This is a genomic window from Thiomonas sp. (genome assembly GCF_034007205.1).
Lineage (GTDB): Bacteria > Pseudomonadota > Gammaproteobacteria > Burkholderiales > Burkholderiaceae_C > Thiomonas.
The window spans coordinates 237,141-253,077 of sequence record NZ_JAVERI010000001.1; the positions used below are offsets into that span (position 1 = coordinate 237,141).

15 protein-coding genes and 1 riboswitch are annotated in these 15,937 nt (G+C 63.7%); of the genes, 13 read left to right on the plus strand and 2 right to left on the minus strand.

The genetic code is table 11. The features are described 5' to 3' along the window. Window positions 1-114: 114 nt before the first annotated feature. From pstC to phoR, 6 genes are all read left to right on the plus strand, one after another. The gene (gene pstC, locus RBR52_RS01125) at window positions 115-1,098 is read left to right on the plus strand and encodes a phosphate ABC transporter permease subunit PstC (RefSeq protein WP_320375335.1); all 984 of its coding nucleotides are present in this window, start codon (window positions 115-117) and stop codon (window positions 1,096-1,098) included. After that, window positions 1,095-1,973 carry a phosphate ABC transporter permease PstA gene (gene pstA, locus RBR52_RS01130; RefSeq protein WP_320375336.1) on the plus strand — a complete coding sequence of 293 codons (879 nt, stop codon included), beginning with the start codon at window positions 1,095-1,097 and terminating at the stop codon, window positions 1,971-1,973. Before pstC ends, pstA begins: the two co-directional genes overlap by 4 nt. A 10-nt stretch (window positions 1,974-1,983) precedes the next feature. Next, the gene (gene pstB, locus RBR52_RS01135) at window positions 1,984-2,766 is read left to right on the plus strand and encodes a phosphate ABC transporter ATP-binding protein PstB (protein ID WP_320375337.1); all 783 of its coding nucleotides are present in this window, start codon (window positions 1,984-1,986) and stop codon (window positions 2,764-2,766) included. 77 nt (window positions 2,767-2,843) lie between these two features. Next, a complete protein-coding gene (phoU, locus tag RBR52_RS01140) occupies window positions 2,844-3,551 on the plus strand; it encodes a phosphate signaling complex protein PhoU (RefSeq protein WP_320375338.1) in 708 nt (235 codons plus the stop codon). A gap of 64 nt (window positions 3,552-3,615) precedes the next feature. Beyond that, window positions 3,616-4,344: a phosphate regulon transcriptional regulator PhoB gene (gene phoB / locus RBR52_RS01145; RefSeq protein WP_320375434.1), complete on the plus strand. Its 729-nt coding sequence runs from the start codon at window positions 3,616-3,618 to the stop codon at window positions 4,342-4,344. Window positions 4,345-4,442: 98 nt separating this feature from the next. Continuing rightward, entirely contained in the window at window positions 4,443-5,801 is a 1,359-nt protein-coding gene (phoR, locus tag RBR52_RS01150; protein WP_320375435.1) for a phosphate regulon sensor histidine kinase PhoR, read from the plus strand. A 20-nt stretch (window positions 5,802-5,821) separates the two neighbouring features. On the opposite strand, the gene ppk1 is transcribed toward phoR, so the two are convergent. Further along, window positions 5,822-7,912: a polyphosphate kinase 1 gene (gene ppk1, locus RBR52_RS01155; protein WP_320375339.1), complete on the minus strand. Its 2,091-nt coding sequence runs from the start codon at window positions 7,910-7,912 to the stop codon at window positions 5,822-5,824. 133 nt (window positions 7,913-8,045) lie between these two features. Here ppk1 and ppx point away from each other — a divergent pair, with 133 nt between their 5' ends. The 7 genes from ppx (at window position 8,046) to RBR52_RS01190 (ending at window position 15,510) form a co-directional block, all read left to right on the plus strand. Further along, the gene (ppx, locus tag RBR52_RS01160) at window positions 8,046-9,581 is read left to right on the plus strand and encodes an exopolyphosphatase (protein ID WP_320375340.1); all 1,536 of its coding nucleotides are present in this window, start codon (window positions 8,046-8,048) and stop codon (window positions 9,579-9,581) included. Window positions 9,582-9,633: 52 nt separating this feature from the next. Next, window positions 9,634-10,251, plus strand: a complete 618-nt coding sequence (locus tag RBR52_RS01165) for a histidine phosphatase family protein (RefSeq protein ID WP_320375341.1) — start codon at window positions 9,634-9,636, stop codon at window positions 10,249-10,251. Next, window positions 10,248-10,628, plus strand: coding sequence for an HIT family protein (locus RBR52_RS01170; RefSeq protein ID WP_320375342.1), 381 nt, complete (start codon window positions 10,248-10,250; stop codon window positions 10,626-10,628). Before RBR52_RS01165 ends, RBR52_RS01170 begins: the two co-directional genes overlap by 4 nt. 90 nt (window positions 10,629-10,718) lie before the next feature. Continuing rightward, window positions 10,719-10,798, plus strand: a riboswitch (Fluoride riboswitch). A gap of 53 nt (window positions 10,799-10,851) precedes the next feature. Then, window positions 10,852-10,986, plus strand: coding sequence for a hypothetical protein (locus RBR52_RS01175; RefSeq protein WP_320375343.1), 135 nt, complete (start codon window positions 10,852-10,854; stop codon window positions 10,984-10,986). 12 nt (window positions 10,987-10,998) lie between these two features. Then, window positions 10,999-12,369 (plus strand): class I SAM-dependent methyltransferase, encoded by a 1,371-nt coding sequence (locus RBR52_RS01180; protein WP_320375344.1) that lies wholly within the window; start codon window positions 10,999-11,001, stop codon window positions 12,367-12,369. Between the two features lie 13 nt (window positions 12,370-12,382). Next, a complete protein-coding gene (locus RBR52_RS01185) occupies window positions 12,383-13,999 on the plus strand; it encodes a MutS-related protein (RefSeq protein ID WP_320375345.1) in 1,617 nt (538 codons plus the stop codon). Then, window positions 13,996-15,510: a MutS-related protein gene (locus RBR52_RS01190; protein ID WP_320375346.1), complete on the plus strand. Its 1,515-nt coding sequence runs from the start codon at window positions 13,996-13,998 to the stop codon at window positions 15,508-15,510. The genes RBR52_RS01185 and RBR52_RS01190 overlap by 4 nt, the downstream gene beginning before the upstream one ends. Here the strand turns inward: RBR52_RS01190 and RBR52_RS01195 are convergent. Next, complete coding sequence (locus RBR52_RS01195) at window positions 15,477-15,932, minus strand: zinc ribbon domain-containing protein (RefSeq protein ID WP_320375347.1); 456 nt, start codon at window positions 15,930-15,932, stop codon at window positions 15,477-15,479. The two genes, RBR52_RS01190 and RBR52_RS01195, sit on opposite strands and share 34 nt — an antisense overlap. Window positions 15,933-15,937: the final 5 nt, after the last annotated feature.

Here is a 15,937-nt window from a genome sequence, read left to right on the forward strand (position 1 = left end):
GCTTCATTATCAGTTGATCGTCGCGGGATGTCACAGGCCCGAGCGGAGAGCTCCGCCCGGGCCGGTTTGATTGAAGGATTTACCCTCATGGCCGTGAGCTATCCCACAACCCCCATGAACGCAACCACCCAAGCGGCTCTCGGTGAGCCCGGTGCAGGCCAGAAGCGCGTGCACAGTCCACTCGGCGACCTGCTGTTTTCCGGCATGGCGCGTGGCGCGGCCATCCTCACCCTGGCGACCCTGGCGGGCATCATCGTGTCGCTGTTCATCGGCGCCTGGCCAGCGATCCAGGCGACCGGCCTCGGTTTTTTCACCAGTTCCACCTGGAACCCGACGGACGATCAGTACGGCGGGTTCTCCATGATTTACGGCACGCTGGTCACCTCGATCATCGCGCTGCTGATCGCGGTGCCCGTGAGCTTCGGCATCGCCCTGTTTCTTACCGAGCTTTCACCCACCTGGCTGCGTCGTCCTCTGGCCACTGCCATTGAATTGCTCGCCGCCATCCCTTCGATTGTGTACGGCATGTGGGGTCTGCTGGTGTTTGCGCCCTTGCTGGCGAATTATGTACAGGCCCCGATACAGAACCTGTTCGGCGGCATTCCCGGCATCGGCTTTCTGTTCCAGGGGGCGCCGGTCGGCATCGGCCTGCTTTCGGCGGGCATCATCCTGGCCATCATGATCATCCCCTTCATCGCTTCGGTGATGAAGGACGTGTTCGAGATCACGCCGCCCATGCTCAAGGAATCCGCCTACGGCATCGGCTGCACCACCTGGGAAGTCGTGCGCCATGTGGTATTGCCCTATACCAAGGCGGGTGTCATCGGCGGCATCATGCTCGGCTTGGGGCGCGCCCTGGGCGAGACCATGGCCGTGACCTTCATCGTGGGCAATACCAGCGCGTTCAGCTCGTCGCTGTTCGCCCCGGCCAACACCATCACCTCGGTGCTGGCGAATGAGTTCGCCGAAGCAGGGGCCCTGCATCAGTCAGCCCTGTTCTATCTCGGGCTGGTCCTGTTTTTCATCACTTTTGTCGTGCTGGCGCTGTCCAAGCTGCTGCTGGTTCAACTCGCCAAAGGGGAAGGAAGCCGCACATGAGTACCACCGCCTTGAGCCAACCCCCCCAAGCCGACTTCCGCCAGCGCTTTTTCGGTCGCCGCAAGATGACCAATATCGTGGTGCTCACGCTATCGCTGGTGGCGATGGTGTTCGGCATGATCTGGCTGCTCTGGATTTTGTATTCGGTACTGCTGCTCGGCGTCGGCGGATTGAGTCTGGCGACTTTCACCCAAATGACGCCGCCTCCCATGGCCGAGGGCGGTCTGCTCAACGCGATCTACGGCTCTGTGGCCATGACGTTCGTCGGCACCCTGCTCGGTACACCGCTGGGCATCATGGCCGGGGTCTACCTGTCGGAATATGGCACAACGGGCTGGCTGGCCAAGGTGACACGTTTCATCAACGACATTCTTCTGGCCGCCCCCTCCATCATCATCGGCCTGTTCGTGTATGCACTGATCGTGGCCAACACCAAGACCTTTTCGGGTTGGGCGGGGTCGATCGCCCTGGCGCTGCTGGTCGTGCCCGTAGTGGTGCGCACCACCGAAGACATGCTGCAGCTCGTGCCGGGTTCGCTGCGCGAGGCCGCTTACGCCCTGGGTACGCCGAAGTGGAAGGTGATCTCCGCGGTGGTCCTGCGCGCAGCGCGCGCCGGCGTGCTCACGGGCATCATGCTTGCCGTGGCGCGCATCACCGGTGAAACCGCGCCGCTGCTGTTCACCGCGCTGAACAACCAGTTCTTCAATGTCGGTCTTTCGCAGCCGATGGCCAACCTGCCGGTGACCATCTACAACTATGCGATGAGTCCGTACAGCAACTGGCAAAGCCTGGCCTGGGCCGGTGTGTTGATCATTACCTTTGGTGTGCTCGTCACCAATATGACTGCACGCTTCCTGCTTCGTCAAAAATACTGAGAGACCCCTGATGAGCGCTGTTGCCGAAACCCTCCAGACCCCTGTCTGCATGACGGTGAAAAACCTGGATTTCTATTACGGAAAATTCAAGGCGATCAAGAACGTCAACATGGAAATTGCCAAGAACAAGGTGACGGCTTTCATCGGCCCGTCCGGATGCGGCAAGTCCACCCTGCTGCGGGTATTCAATCGCATGTTCGAGCTCTACCCCGAGCAGCGCGCCGAAGGGGAGATCCTGCTCGAAGGGAAGAACATCCTCACCTCCAAGGAGGACGTGTCGCTGGTGCGGGCCAAGATCGGCATGGTGTTCCAGAAGCCCACGCCTTTCCCGATGTCGATCTATGACAACATCGCCTTCGGCATCAAGCTGTATGAAAAGCTGCCGAAGTCCGAACTCGACGACCGGGTGGAATGGGCGCTGACCAAGACCGCGCTGTGGGGAGAAGTCAAGGACATCCTCAATCAAAGCGGCATGAGCCTGTCGGGCGGTCAGCAGCAGCGGCTGTGCATTGCGCGCGGCGTGGCGATCAAGCCCGAAGTGCTGCTGCTCGACGAGCCGACCTCCGCACTCGACCCCATTTCCACGGCCAAGATCGAGGAATTGGTCATCGAACTCAAGCGCGACTACACCGTGGCCATCGTGACGCACAACATGCAGCAGGCCGCGCGGGTGTCCGATTTCACCGCCTATATGTATCTGGGCGAGCTCATCGAGTTTGGTGAGACGAATCAAATCTTCCTCAAGCCAAAGAAGCAGGAGACCGAGGACTACATCACCGGTCGCTTCGGCTGATCGGTCTGGCTTCTTCCACTGTCGACCCTAAGACTCGCACAGCCCTTTGCCGATTGTTTTACTTACTGGACCGCACCATGGACGACAAACCCCATCTGTCGACTCAGTTCGACGCTGAAATCAATGCCGTCTCCACTCGTGTGCTGGAAATGGGTGGGCAGGTCGAATCGCAACTGGCGCAGGCCATCTATGCCCTGCGCCATCTCGACATCGAGGCGGCGCGCAATGTGCTGCAGGTCGAGAAGCGGGTGAATCAGATGGAGGTGGACATCGACGCCGAGATCACGCAGATCATCGCCAAGCGCCAGCCCACGGCGCGCGACCTGCGTCTGCTGGTGGCCATTTCCAAGACCATCGCCAACCTGGAACGGGCGGGCGACGAGGCGGCGCGCATCGCGCGCATGGCCCGCGACATCGTTGCATCGGGTGTGCCCATGTCCATCGGCATCAGCGATCTGCAGCATGGCTCCGATCTGGCCATCGAGCAGTTGCGCAAGTCGCTCGATGCCTTTGCACGCCTCGACGAGAAGGCCGCGGTCGACATCGTCGAATCCGACTTCCGCATCGACGACGAGTTCGAGGGGTTCACCCGCAAGGTCATCACCTACGTGATGGAAGACCCGCGCGCCATTTCCACCATGCTCGATCTGATGTTCGTGGCCAAGGCCATCGAGCGCATCGGCGACCACGCCAAGAACATTGCCGAGTTCGTGATCTATATCGTGCGCGGCGCCGACGTGCGGCACAACAAGCAAGCCTTTCGTGAAGTGGCCGACTCGCTCTGATTCGCGCGCCTTGATCTGCGTGCCTTGATCCGCGTCCTGTTCTGAAAAGCACCCCACCATGAGCCTGTCGAGCAATATTCTGATCGTCGAGGACGAGCCTGCCATCGCCGAACTGCTGGCGATCAACCTGCAGCATGCGGGACATTGCCCGATCCGCGCCGGCAGTGCGGAGGAAGCGCTGCGAGTGATTCGCGACGTGCTGCCCGATGTGTTGCTGATCGACTGGATGTTGCCGGGGATGTCAGGGGTGGCTCTGGCTCGCGCCCTGCGCACGGATGCCCGGACCAAGGCCATACCCATCATCCTGCTCACCGCCCGCAGCGAAGAGGGCGACAAGGTGCAGGGCCTCGACGCCGGGGCGGACGACTACATCACCAAGCCGTTCTCACCCAAGGAACTGCTGGCTCGCATTCGCGCCGTTCTGCGGCGCCGCGCGCCCCAGCTCACCGATGAGCTGGTCCAGATGGGCGGGCTGTCAGTCGATCCATCGAGCCGCCGCGCGTTGTATAAAAAACCGGGCAGCGAGCCGATCGAAATCCGCCTGGGGCCGACCGAATTCAAGCTGCTGCACTACCTGATGGCGCATCCCGAACGAGTGCACAGTCGCAGTGCGCTGCTCGACAAGGTGTGGGGCGACCATGTGTTCATCGAAGAGCGCACGGTCGACGTGCACATCAAGCGCCTGCGCGAGGCGCTGGCGCAGGTGCAGTGCGCCGAGATGGTGGAAACGGTGCGCGGCGCGGGCTATCGCTTTACTGCGCAGTCGCGCTCGCTGCAGGCGTCGGCGGCCTGACTTGATATGGGCTTGATGCAGGCCTGGCGAATGGGGCTGCATCTGCTTTACATTGCCGTTTGGCACAAGCCCTACACTTAAGCGCGCGTTTTTCCATGATCTCTGTCGCCTGGCGCATCTCGCTCATCCTGCTTCTGGTTCTGCTGGCGGCGGGGGTGGGTACTCTGATCGACGGATACCCTGGAGCCATCATGGCGGCGTTGCTGGTGCTCGTCGGCGTAGTGGTGCGCGATTCGCTGGCGCTGTCGCAACTGATCCGCTGGCTCAGGGCGCCCGAAGCCACGCCGACGCCCAAGGGCTCGGGGGCATGGGCCGAGGTGTTTTATCGCGCCTCACGTCAACTGCGCCTGTGGACGGGACGCGTGGGCTACGAAGAATCGAAGCTGCACCGCTTCATCGAGGCGCTGCAGGTCTCGCCCATCGGGGTGATCCTGCTCGATGAGAACAACCAGATCGACTGGTGCAACGCCACGGCGGCGCAGCACTTCGGCCTCGATGTCCAGCGCGATCTGCGCCAGCATGCGGTGCACCTGATCCGCAATCCGGAATTTGTGGCTTATCTGCAGGCGGGGCATTTTCACGAGCCCTTGCACATGCACCGTGCAGGTTCGCGCGCCCAGTTCACGCTGAGCGTGCAGATTTTTCCCTACGGCGACCAGCAGAAACTGCTGCTGTCCCAGGACATCACCCAGCTCGAGCGTACCGAGGCGATGCGCCGCGACTTCGTGGCCAATGTGTCGCATGAAATCAAGACGCCGTTGACCGTGCTGGGCGGATTCGTCGAGACCATGCGCGACATGCCGCTGGACGATACGCAGCGCCTGCGGGTGCTCGACATGATGCAGGCGCAGTCGGACCGGATGCGGCATCTGGTGGACGATCTGCTCGTGCTGGCGCGACTGGAAGGCGACCCCTATCCCCCCGCCGAAGTGGTGATCGACATGCCTTCGATGATGACGCAGTATCAGAACGAGGCGCTGGCGCTGTCCTCCGGGCGGCATCGGATCGGGATGGAAGTGCGCACCGATCTGTGGGTGCGTGGCAGTCCGCAGGAACTGCACTCGGCGCTGTCCAATCTGGTGAGCAACGCGGTGCGCTATACGCCGGACGGGGGAAGCATCCATCTGCAATGGGACGCCGTGTTCGTCGACGACAAACCGCGCTGGGCCGAATTCAGCGTGATCGATACCGGCATCGGCATCGCCGCCGAGCACATTCCGCGACTGACCGAGCGCTTCTACCGGGTCGATCGCGGACGTTCGCGCGAGTCCGGCGGCACCGGTCTGGGGCTGGCGATCGCCAAACATGTGCTGCTGCGCCACCAGGCCGAGTTGCTGGTGCACAGCACGCCGGGCAAGGGCAGTCGTTTCGTGGTGCGCTTCCCGGCGGCACGACTGGCGCCCGCAGGAACGCCGTCTGCCGCAAACGCAGCGGAAAACGCGCTCAAAGCGGCTTGAAACGGCGCAGTTTCAGGCGGTCAATTCCTGCGTTCCAGCCGCGAGTGCATCAGCACCTGATGGCAGCTCAGCCGGCTGCGTGAGCCGCGCGGGCGGTGGTAGTTGCCGTCGCTGTCCATCTCCCAGGCATTGCCCGGGTGTTGCCACTGCACGCGCAGACCTTCGCGGATGACTTGCGCCTTGATCTTGTTGTCGAGCAGCGGCACGGCGATCTCGACCCGGCGCAGCAGATTGCGCTCCATCCAGTCGGCCGAAGAAATATAGACCTCGGCATCGCCGCCGTTGTGAAAGTAGAACACCCGCGAATGTTCGAGGAAGCGTCCGATGGTCGAGCGCACGCGGATGTTGTCCGACAGCCCCTCAACTCCTGGGCGCAGCATGCAGGCGCCACGCACCAGCAGCCGGATTTCGACTCCGGCCTGCGAGGCGGCGTAAAGCGCCTCGATGACCGTGGGTTCGAGCAGGGCGTTGACCCGTGCCCAGACGCGCGCCGGTTTGCCGTTGCGGGCATGGTCGGCCTCGCGCGCAATGGCGGCCAGCACGTTGGCATGCAGGGTGAAGGGGGCTTGCCACAGCCGTTTGAGTTCCTGCGCCTGGCTGGAGCCGGTGATCTGCAGGAACACGCGGCGCACGTCCTCGCAGATCTCCGGGTGGGCGGTCATCAGGCCGAAGTCGGTGTAGAGTCGGGCGGTGCGGGCGTGATAGTTGCCGGTGCCCAGATGCGCATACATGCGCAGCACCTTGTGGCCGTTGCCCTCGCTGGCTTCGCGGCGCACGATGAGCAGCATCTTGGCGTGGCATTTGAAGCCGACCACGCCGAACACGACGTGCGCGCCCGCATCTTCCAGCCGCGACGACCAGTTGATATTGGTCTCCTCGTCCAGCCGGGCCATCAGCTCCAGCACCACGGTGACTTCCTTGCCGTTGCGCGCGGCTTCGATGAGCGCGTCCATCAGCTCGGAGTTGCCGCCGGTGCGGTAGATGGTCTGCTTGATGGCAACGACCGAAGGATCGCGCGCGGCCGTCTTCACCAGATCGACCACCGGAGAGAAGGCGTCGTAGGGATGATGCAGCAGGATGTCGCGCGCGCGGATGCGGTCGAAAATCTCGGCATCGACTCCGGGCCAGTCGCGCGGCAGGGCGGGCAGGTAGGGCGGGAACAGCAGTTGCGGTTCGTTGACGGAATCGAGGATTTCCTGCAGCCGCACCAGGTTCACCGGGCCGTCCACGCGGTAGCAGTCGCGCGGCAGGATATTGTTTTCGCGCAGCAGTCTGTCGATGACCGCGGGCGGGCAGTCGGCGGCGACTTCGAGCCGCACGGCATCGCCGAAATGGCGGGCGCGCAATTCGCCCTGCAAGGCGGCGCGCAGATTGGTGATGTCGTCGTCGTCGATGAACAGCTCGCTGTTGCGGGTGACGCGGAACTGATGCACCCCGAGCACTTCGAGCCCCGGAAACAACTGCGCGGCAAACGCCTGCATGCAGGATGACAGCAGGATGAAGCCATAGCGCACGTCACAGAGTTCTGCAGGCATGGGCACGATGCGCGGCAGCGTGCGCGGCGTCTGCACCACGCCCAGCTCGATGTTGCGGCCGAAGGCGTCGGTGCCGCCGAGCTGCACGGCGAACACCAGATTCTTGTTGATGACGCGAGGAAAGGGGTGCGCCGGGTCGAGACCGATGGGCGTGAGCAGCGGCGAGACTTCGGTCTCGAAATAGTGCTGCGCCCAAGCGCGCTGCGCGTCGGTCCAGTCGCACAGGCGGTAGAGGCGAATGCCCTGCCTGTCCAGCGCGGGCAGCACGGCCTGTTGCAAGACGCGGTACTGGTCGGCGATCAGCGCATGGGCGCGCGCGGAAATCTCGACCAGGGCGTCGCTGACTCGCATGCCGTCGGGTGTATGCGAGTTCGGATCGGCCTCCAGCATGTCTTGCAGGGTGGCGACGCGAGTCTCGAAAAACTCGTCCATATTGCTCGACATGATGCTGAGAAAGCGCAGGCGTTCGAGCAGGGGATTGGTGTCGTCGAGCGCCTGGAACAGCACGCGGCGATTGAATTCGAGGGTGCCCAGCTCACGATTGAGCAGGCGTGGCGCAGTGTTGGGATGGGGCATGAAGAATTCGGGTGAACAAACAACCGGCATTTTGCCAGCACCGGAAACAAACCGAGCGAGAATGACGGTTTCCGATGAAATCTTGATGACAGTTTTCAAAAACCTGTCATCAAACCGACGTTCAATTCCTGGTATGCCCAATCTGCTCAATCATCATCTCGCCGCCGTCGATCTCGGGTCGAACAGTTTTCGCATGCTGATCGGCCGGGCTCAGGACAGCGCTGCGGGGGTGCAGATCTACGCCATCGATTCGCTGCGCGAGCCCGTGCGTCTGGCCGCGGGGCTGGACGACAAGAAGTATCTCTCCGAAGCGGCGCAGCAGATCGCGCTGCAGACCCTGCATCGTTTCGGCGAGCGCCTGCGGCAGTTTCACCCGGACCGGGTGCGCGCTGTGGCCACCAACACCGTGCGGGTGGCGAAGAATGCGCCGCAATTCCTGCAGCGCGCGCAGGCCGCGCTGGGGTTTCCGATCGAGGTCATCGCCGGGCGGGAAGAGGCCCGGCTCGTCTATATCGGCGCGGCGCATTCGGTCTCGGTGGTGCAGGGCAGGCGTCTGGTGGTCGATATCGGCGGCGGTTCGACCGAGTTCATCATCGGCCAGGGTTACGAGCCGGGGATGATGGAGTCGCTCTACATCGGCTGCGTGTCGATGAGCCAGCGTTTCTTTCCGGGCAATCAGGTGGACGAAACCACGATGCGCGCCGCCGAGATTGCCGCGCGCAAGGAGATTCAGATCATCGCCGCCGACTTCAGGCGCAGCGGGTGGAACCATGCCGTGGGTTCGAGCGGCACGGCACGCGCGCTGGCCGACATGCTCGGTTCCAATGGTTTCAATCCGCCCGACCAGCCGGGCGACATCACCTTGCAAGGACTGCGCGAACTGCGCCGAGCCTTCGTGCGGGCGGGCAATCTGAACAAGCTGCGCCTGGAGGGGCTCAAACCCGACCGCGTGCCGGTGGCGGCCGGAGGGCTGGCCATCATGCTCGGCGTGTTCGAGGAGCTGGGCATCGAGCACATGGAAGTCACCGACGCCGCCCTGCGCCTGGGTGTGCTCTACGATCTGCTCGGGCGCGAGCAGTCGCACGACATGCGCGAGGTGACGGCGCTGCAGTTCATCCAGCGCTATGGCGCCGACCCGCAGCAGGCGCAGCGGGTTGCCGAACTGGCGCTGCGGCTGTATGCGCAGCTTCGCCCCGACGCCTGCGATGCGGAGCAGCGTCTGCTGCGCTGGGCCGCGCAATTGCATGAAATCGGCTTGTCGATCTCGCACAGCGCCTATCACAAGCATTCGGCCTATATCGCCGCGAACGCCGACATGCCAGGCTTTTCGCGCAGCGAGCAGGCCGCGCTGGCGCAACTGGTGCTGGCGCACACCGGCAAGCTGAAAAAACTCAGCGCCACCGATCTGGAAAGCCTGGATCTCGACGCTGTCATGGCGCTGCGTCTGGCGGTCATTCTGGCGCGCAACCGCACCGCCGTCGATATCGATGGTCTGCACCTGCGCTATCAGCCCGCCGGGGTGAGCCTCCCGGGCCTGCGTCCGCCGCTCGACATCATCGCCCCGCAATCCTGGCTCAGGGCCAATCCGCTGACCGAATACAGCCTGCGGCAGGAGGCCGCCGAGTGGGCGCGGCTGAACTGGAATGTCGCGTTACACAGTCTTTCTTGATGGCGTCATGTCTGCCGCATAAGGTTCGATCGATCTGAAGGAGGAGCATGCGATGCAAATCATCCTGACGCGACATGGCCAAGTCGAAGGCATTCATCCCGAGCGCTTTCGCGGGCGCATGGAACTGGCGTTGACCGCGCTCGGTCGCCAGCAGGCCCAGGCGGTGGCGCAGCGCATCGCCGCCGAGTTCGCTCCGCAGGCGGTCTACACCAGCCCGATGGGGCGCTGCCGCGAAACCGGCGCAGAGATTGCCGCAGCCTGCGGCCTGAGCGCACAGGTGCTCGACGGCGTGAACGATCTCGATTATGGCGAGTGGCAATGGAAGACCCACGACGAAGTGAAGGCGGCGCATCCGCAGGAATATGCCCTGTGGAAAAGCGCGCCGCAGTGGGTGCGTTTTCCCGGCGGCGAGTCGCTGCAGGATCTGGCGCTGCGCACCGCAGACGGCCTTCGTACCTTGATGCAGCGCCATGCCGACCACACGGTGGTGCTGGTGGGGCACGACAGCGTCAATCGCGCGCTGCTGCTGCACGCGCTCGATCTGCCGCTTTCCGGCTACTGGCGCATCACGCAAAAACCTTGCTGCCTCAATCTGTTCAGCGTGGATGCGCAGGGCAAGGTGGCGCTGCAACTCGTCAACGACACCACGCATCTGCGGGGCCTGACATGAGAGAGGGCGGCGATCCGCAATGCCCGTTCTGCCAGGACATGCCCTGGGTGCTGCACAATGAACTGGGGTTTGCGGTGTACGACCGCAGCCCGGTCAACCCGGGGCATCTGCTGCTCATTCCGTTTCGTCATGTGGCCGATTGGTTCGACTGCACGCCGCAGGAACAGCAGGCGCTGCTCGCTCTGGCCGCGACGGGACGTGACCTGCTGCTGCGCGAGCGCAGGCCCGACGGCTTCAACCTGGGCGTGAATTGCGGCCGCGCGGCCGGGCAGAGCATTTTTCATGTGCATCTGCACCTCATTCCACGCTTTGCCGGCGACGTGGCCGAGCCGCTGGGCGGCGTGCGCGGGGTGATTCCGGCGCGGCAGAAATACTGAGCCTGTGGGTCATGCCGGTAGCTTGTATTTCGATGCAATTGGAGCGGTTTGGGGCATTGACCCTTCCTGGATCATGGCCTAGATTCTCTATATATCGAAGGCGCTGGAGTTCGCCATACAAATGCCTTGCCAGAGCCTTCCACTCTTGGGCTGATGACTCCTACCCCTGTTCATGGTCGACGGTTGTCTGCGCAACGGAAGGCCCTCTTCAGGGGGGTTGTTGATGTTCACATTCAGTAAGATCAATTTCATCCTGCCGCAGGTGCAGGACCGTGAGCCCGCTCAGGGCTGCCATCGACAGAACTTCCCCATCTACTTGTATCCGCAGTCGCTTTGCGTCGCGTCTGCCCACATCTGAAAGGAGTTCAGTATGTCTTCGATCCCGTCTTCTCTTCTCGGTCGGGTGGATCAACGTCTGTCGCAACTTCCGCTCTCCTGCAGCGTGGTGCTGCCGGGCGGCCAGCGTGTGGGGCCTAGCCATGCGCAGGTGGAAATGCGGCTGCGCGACAAGCGTGCGCTGTGGCACATCTCCACCGGGCAGATCGGCAAGCTGGCCGAAGACTATGTCGAGGGAATGGTGGACATTCTGGGCAATCTGCGCGATCTCATGCGCATCGCCCCGGTGCTGCTCGACGACGATCCGCGCAACGAGCCGTCGGCCGCCACGGCGCGACTCTGGCATGGCCTGCGCCGCACCTTGTGGGAACACAGTCACCACAGCCGCAAGCAGGACGCCAGGCAGATCCAGAGCCATTACGATATATCCGACGATTTTTACGCCCTGTGGCTCGATCCGCGCCGCGTCTATTCCTGCGCCTATTTCGCCGAGCCATCGATGACCCTGGCCCAGGCGCAGGAAGCCAAGCTCGATCACATCTGCACCAAGCTCATGCTCAAGCCGGGCGAGCGCTTCATCGACATCGGCGCGGGCTGGGGCGGGCTGCTGCTGTGGGCCGCCGAGCACTATGGCGTCAATGCCACGGGCATCACCCTGTCGAAGAATCAGTACGCCTACGTCAACAATCTGATCGAACAAAAGGGACTGCAGGGCAGGGTGAAGATGCTGCTGCAAGACTACCGTGACGTCGATGAAACCCAGCCCTTCGACAAGGTGGCCTCGGTGGGCATGTGCGAGCACGTCGGCCGTCCCAACCTGCCGCTGTATTTCAGCAAAATCCGCCGCCTGCTCAAACCCGGCGGGCTGTTGATGAACCACGGCATCACGGCGGGCGGGGTGGACAACAGCCAGCTCGCCGGCGGCATGGGCGACTTCATCGAGAAATACATCTTCCCCGGCGGCCAGCTCGTGCACATCAGCGTGATGGCCGACGCCATGTCGCGCGGCGGGCTGGAGCCGCTGGACATGGAATGCCTGCGTCCGCACTACGCCAAGACGCTGTGGTACTGGGTCGATGCGCTCGAAGGCCGTCTCGACGAAGCCCGACGCGTGTTGGGCGACAAGGCGGAAAAGACCTTGCGCGCCTACCGGCTGTACCTCGCCGGATCGGCCATGGGTTTCGAGCAGGGGTGGATTTCGCTGTTCCAGATACTGGGCAGCCGTCCGAATGGGGTGGTGGAAGATCGCATCGACTGCGAAAGCATGCTGCGCGCACGGCAGAGCGAGTATCCGTTCAACCGCAGCTATCAGTATGCGCGTGCCGGCCAGACGGATACGGGCAAGGCAGGAGCGGCTGCGCCGCAACAGGCTGTTGCGGTTCAGGTTGAAGCACAGACCGTCTGATGCTGGGGTCGGCGTGACCACGGCGTCGGGTTTTTACAGCATCGTCTATCCGACGCCAGAGCAGGAGGCCGCGCAGTCGCGCCCCGATCTGCGCGATGTGTTTCACGATCTGTTCCTCGAAGCGATTTTCTCCGCGACTTACGCCGGCTTTGCGCCGCGTGAAAAGCCATCGCTCTATGTGATCGATCATGCGGATGACGAAGCCCCGTATCGCGCCGAGGTGCTGGCTGTGCTGCAGGTGCTGTTCGGCACGCCGCTGCACGACTTGAGCCTCGTGCAATATCGTCAGGCTGCGCTGCGTGATCTGCAGCAGGCGCCGCTGCTCAAGGGCATGCGCGCGTTCCAGCGCAGCATGCAGGACTTGCGCGCCGCGCTGCGGCGGGACAGGCAGGCGGGCTACGCTGCCGAAGGACAGCGCTGGTTCGTGGATGCGGCGCTGATCTACGGCCATGCCCTCGAAGCATTGCATCTGGCGCTGGTCGGCGCCGGGTTGCAATCGCAGGCGATGCAATCCTTGCGCGATCACGTCGCCGCCTTGCTCGCTTCACCTGCGCACATCGCCCGCATGACCGAGGCTCGGTCTTTGATCGACGCGATGGCGCAGATACGTTACGCGGTACGCATCGACGGCACCACGGTCACGGTGCTGCAAGACCCGCAGCAGCCCGACTACAGCGCCACCATCGCAGAGACCTTCGCGCGCTTCCGTCAGGGCGAGGTCAAGGACTACCGCGTGCAGTTCACCCCGGCTTCCCGGCTCAATCATGTGGAAGGGCAGATACTCGACCGGGTCGCCCTGCTCCACCCCGAAGTCTTCGGGCGGCTGGCGCAGTTTCGCCGCGAGCAGGAAGGATTTGCCGATGCCCGCATCGAGCGCCTCGATCGCGAACTGGCCTGGTATCTGTCGTGGATCGAATACACCCAGCGCTTCGAGCGCGCCGGCCTGCCGATGTGCTTTCCTGCGCTGACCTTGGAGCAGGGCCGCATCGACGCCCGTGAAGCCTACGACCTGGCGCTGGCCCGGCAGTGCCTCGACGCGCAGAAACCGGTGGTGTGCAACGACATGGCCTTGCTGGGCGAGGAGCGCATGATGGTGGTCACCGGCCCCAACCACGGCGGCAAGACCACGCTGGCACGCACCTTCGGCCAGTTGCACCACATTGCCTCGCTGGGACTGACCGTGGCCGCGCGCAGCGCCAGCCTGCTGCTGCCCGACCAGATGTTCACCCACTTCGAGCGGGTCGAAGAAATCAGCAATCAGCGCGGCAAGCTGCAGGACGATCTGGTGCGCATGCACCGCATTCTGGCTGCGGCCACGCCGCGCAGCCTGGTGCTGATGAACGAGATTTTTTCATCCACCACGCCAGGTGACGCGCTCTGGCTGGCGCGGCGCATCATGGCCCGGCTTTCCGCCATCGGCGCGGCCTGCGTGTTGGTCACCTTTCTCGACGAGCTTTCGACCTTCGATGCGCACACCGTGAGCATGGTCGGCACGGTCGATGCGCAAGACCCGACGATCCGCACCTTCAAGGTCGTGCGCCGCGCCGCCGACGGCAAGTCTTACGCCCTGGCGCTGGCGAAAAAGTTCGGCGTCACGCGGCAGCAGTTGCTCGAACGGATCACAGCATGAAAGCCCATCTGCTGTTTCCCGACAGCGACTTCGACCCCAAGGCCGATCCGCCGCCCCAGTGGCCCGAGCTGGCGCAGGATCTGGAGGTCGACACGCTGCTGGCCGTGATGGCGCAGGGCGACGCCTTTTTGCTCGACGTGGCCGCTCGCACCCTGATGGCCGCCAGCGGCGCGGGTGACGCCCGCGTCATCGCCTACCGGCAAGCTGCGCTGCGCGACGCGCTCGATCATCCCGAAGAAGTGCGCGCGCTCTATGCCCTGGTGGTCCAAGCCATCGACAGCCGCAAGAAGCATCTGTTCGGTCTGGGGCTGTTCGGGCGCTATCCGAGCTTCAATCTGCGCGGCGCGGTCGAGTTGCTGCAGACCTTTGTGCAATACCTGCGCCGGCTGCGGCAGCAAGCCGACAGCCTGGCGAGCCATTTTCATTCCGAAGCCTTCGGCGCGCTGTTCGCGAGCCTGCAGCGCGACATCGGCGACGACTATTTCGACACCGTGCAGGCGCATCTGGAGACGCTGCGCTTCCGGCATGGGGTGCTGCTCAGCGCGGGTCTGGGCGCGGGGAACGCGGGCAGCGGCTATGTGCTGCATGCGGGCAACGGCAACCGCCCCGGCTGGCTCGCGCGACTGCTGCACCAGGCGCCGCCGCAATACACCTTCCGCCTGGCCGAGCGTGACGAAGCGGGCGCGCAGGCGCTGTCCGAACTGGTCGATCGCGGCATCAACGACGTGGCCAATGCCATGGCGCAGGCCACCGATCATGTGCTGGATTTTTTCGAGCTGCTGCGCGCCGAACTGGGGTTTTATGTGGCCAGCCTCAACTTGCAGCACAGACTGGCCGAGCTGGAAGTGCCGGTGTGCCTGCCCGGTTTCCAACCCGCCGCAGCCTTGCCTCTGCGCGCACAGGCGCTGCGCGACCCCGCGCTGGCGCTCACCCTGCAGCGCGCCCCGGTGGGCAATACGCTCGATGCCAAGGGCAAGAACCTGATTGCGGTGACCGGGGCGAACCAGGGCGGCAAGTCCACCTTCCTGCGTTCGCTCGGACTGGCCCAACTCATGCTGCATGCCGGGCTGTTCGTCGCCGCCGAGGCATATGAAGGCGGGCTGACCACCGGTCTGTTCAGCCATTACAAGCGAGAGGAAGACGCCGGCATGCAGGGCGGCAAGCTCGATGAGGAGCTGGCCCGCATGAGCGCGATTGCCGACCAGATACGCCCAGGCGCGCTGTGGCTGTCGAACGAATCTTTTGCCTCGACCAACGAGCGCGAAGGCTCCGAGCTGTTGCTGCAGGTCGTCGATGCGCTGCGTCAGCGCGGCATCAAGGTGGCGCTGGTCACGCATCTGTTCGATGCCGCCCGGCGGCTGCAGGACCAGGACGCCGGGCAGGTGCTGATGCTGCGCGCACAGCGCCGCGACGACGGCAGCCGCAGCTTCCGCCTCGAAGTGGGCGATGCCTTGCAGACCAGCTTCGGCGCCGATCTTTACGCCGAAGTCTTCGGGTCGGATGAATCGTGATCCTGTTGTAAATCGACTTTGCAAAGGGTTTGAAGCAGGCGCTGGGCGCGGGTACGCACCGCATGCGCCGGGTGCCGCTCGGCCAACTTTTGCAGCGCCGATCTCAACAGCGGGTCAGCAGCAGGCATTTGCTCCAGGGCGTGCAGGATTTCCAGCCCTTCGATCACATCGCCATCGTGCTCCAGCGCGCAATCGGCCAGCGCGCCGCTGGTGTGCGGGTCAGCCTGCTTGCCCAGGGCGATGATGGCGCCCATGCGCGTCTCGCTCAAGGGATGGTGCAGGGCATGAATCAGGCGGTCGGGGTAGGGCGTGTGCCGCGCGTAATCGTCGAGGTCGGTGCCGCAGTCGGGGCAGACCTCGGCATCCAAAGGAATTTCGGCAAAGCACCACGTGCAGTACTGAAAGGCGCTGCGCTCGCCCATGATGC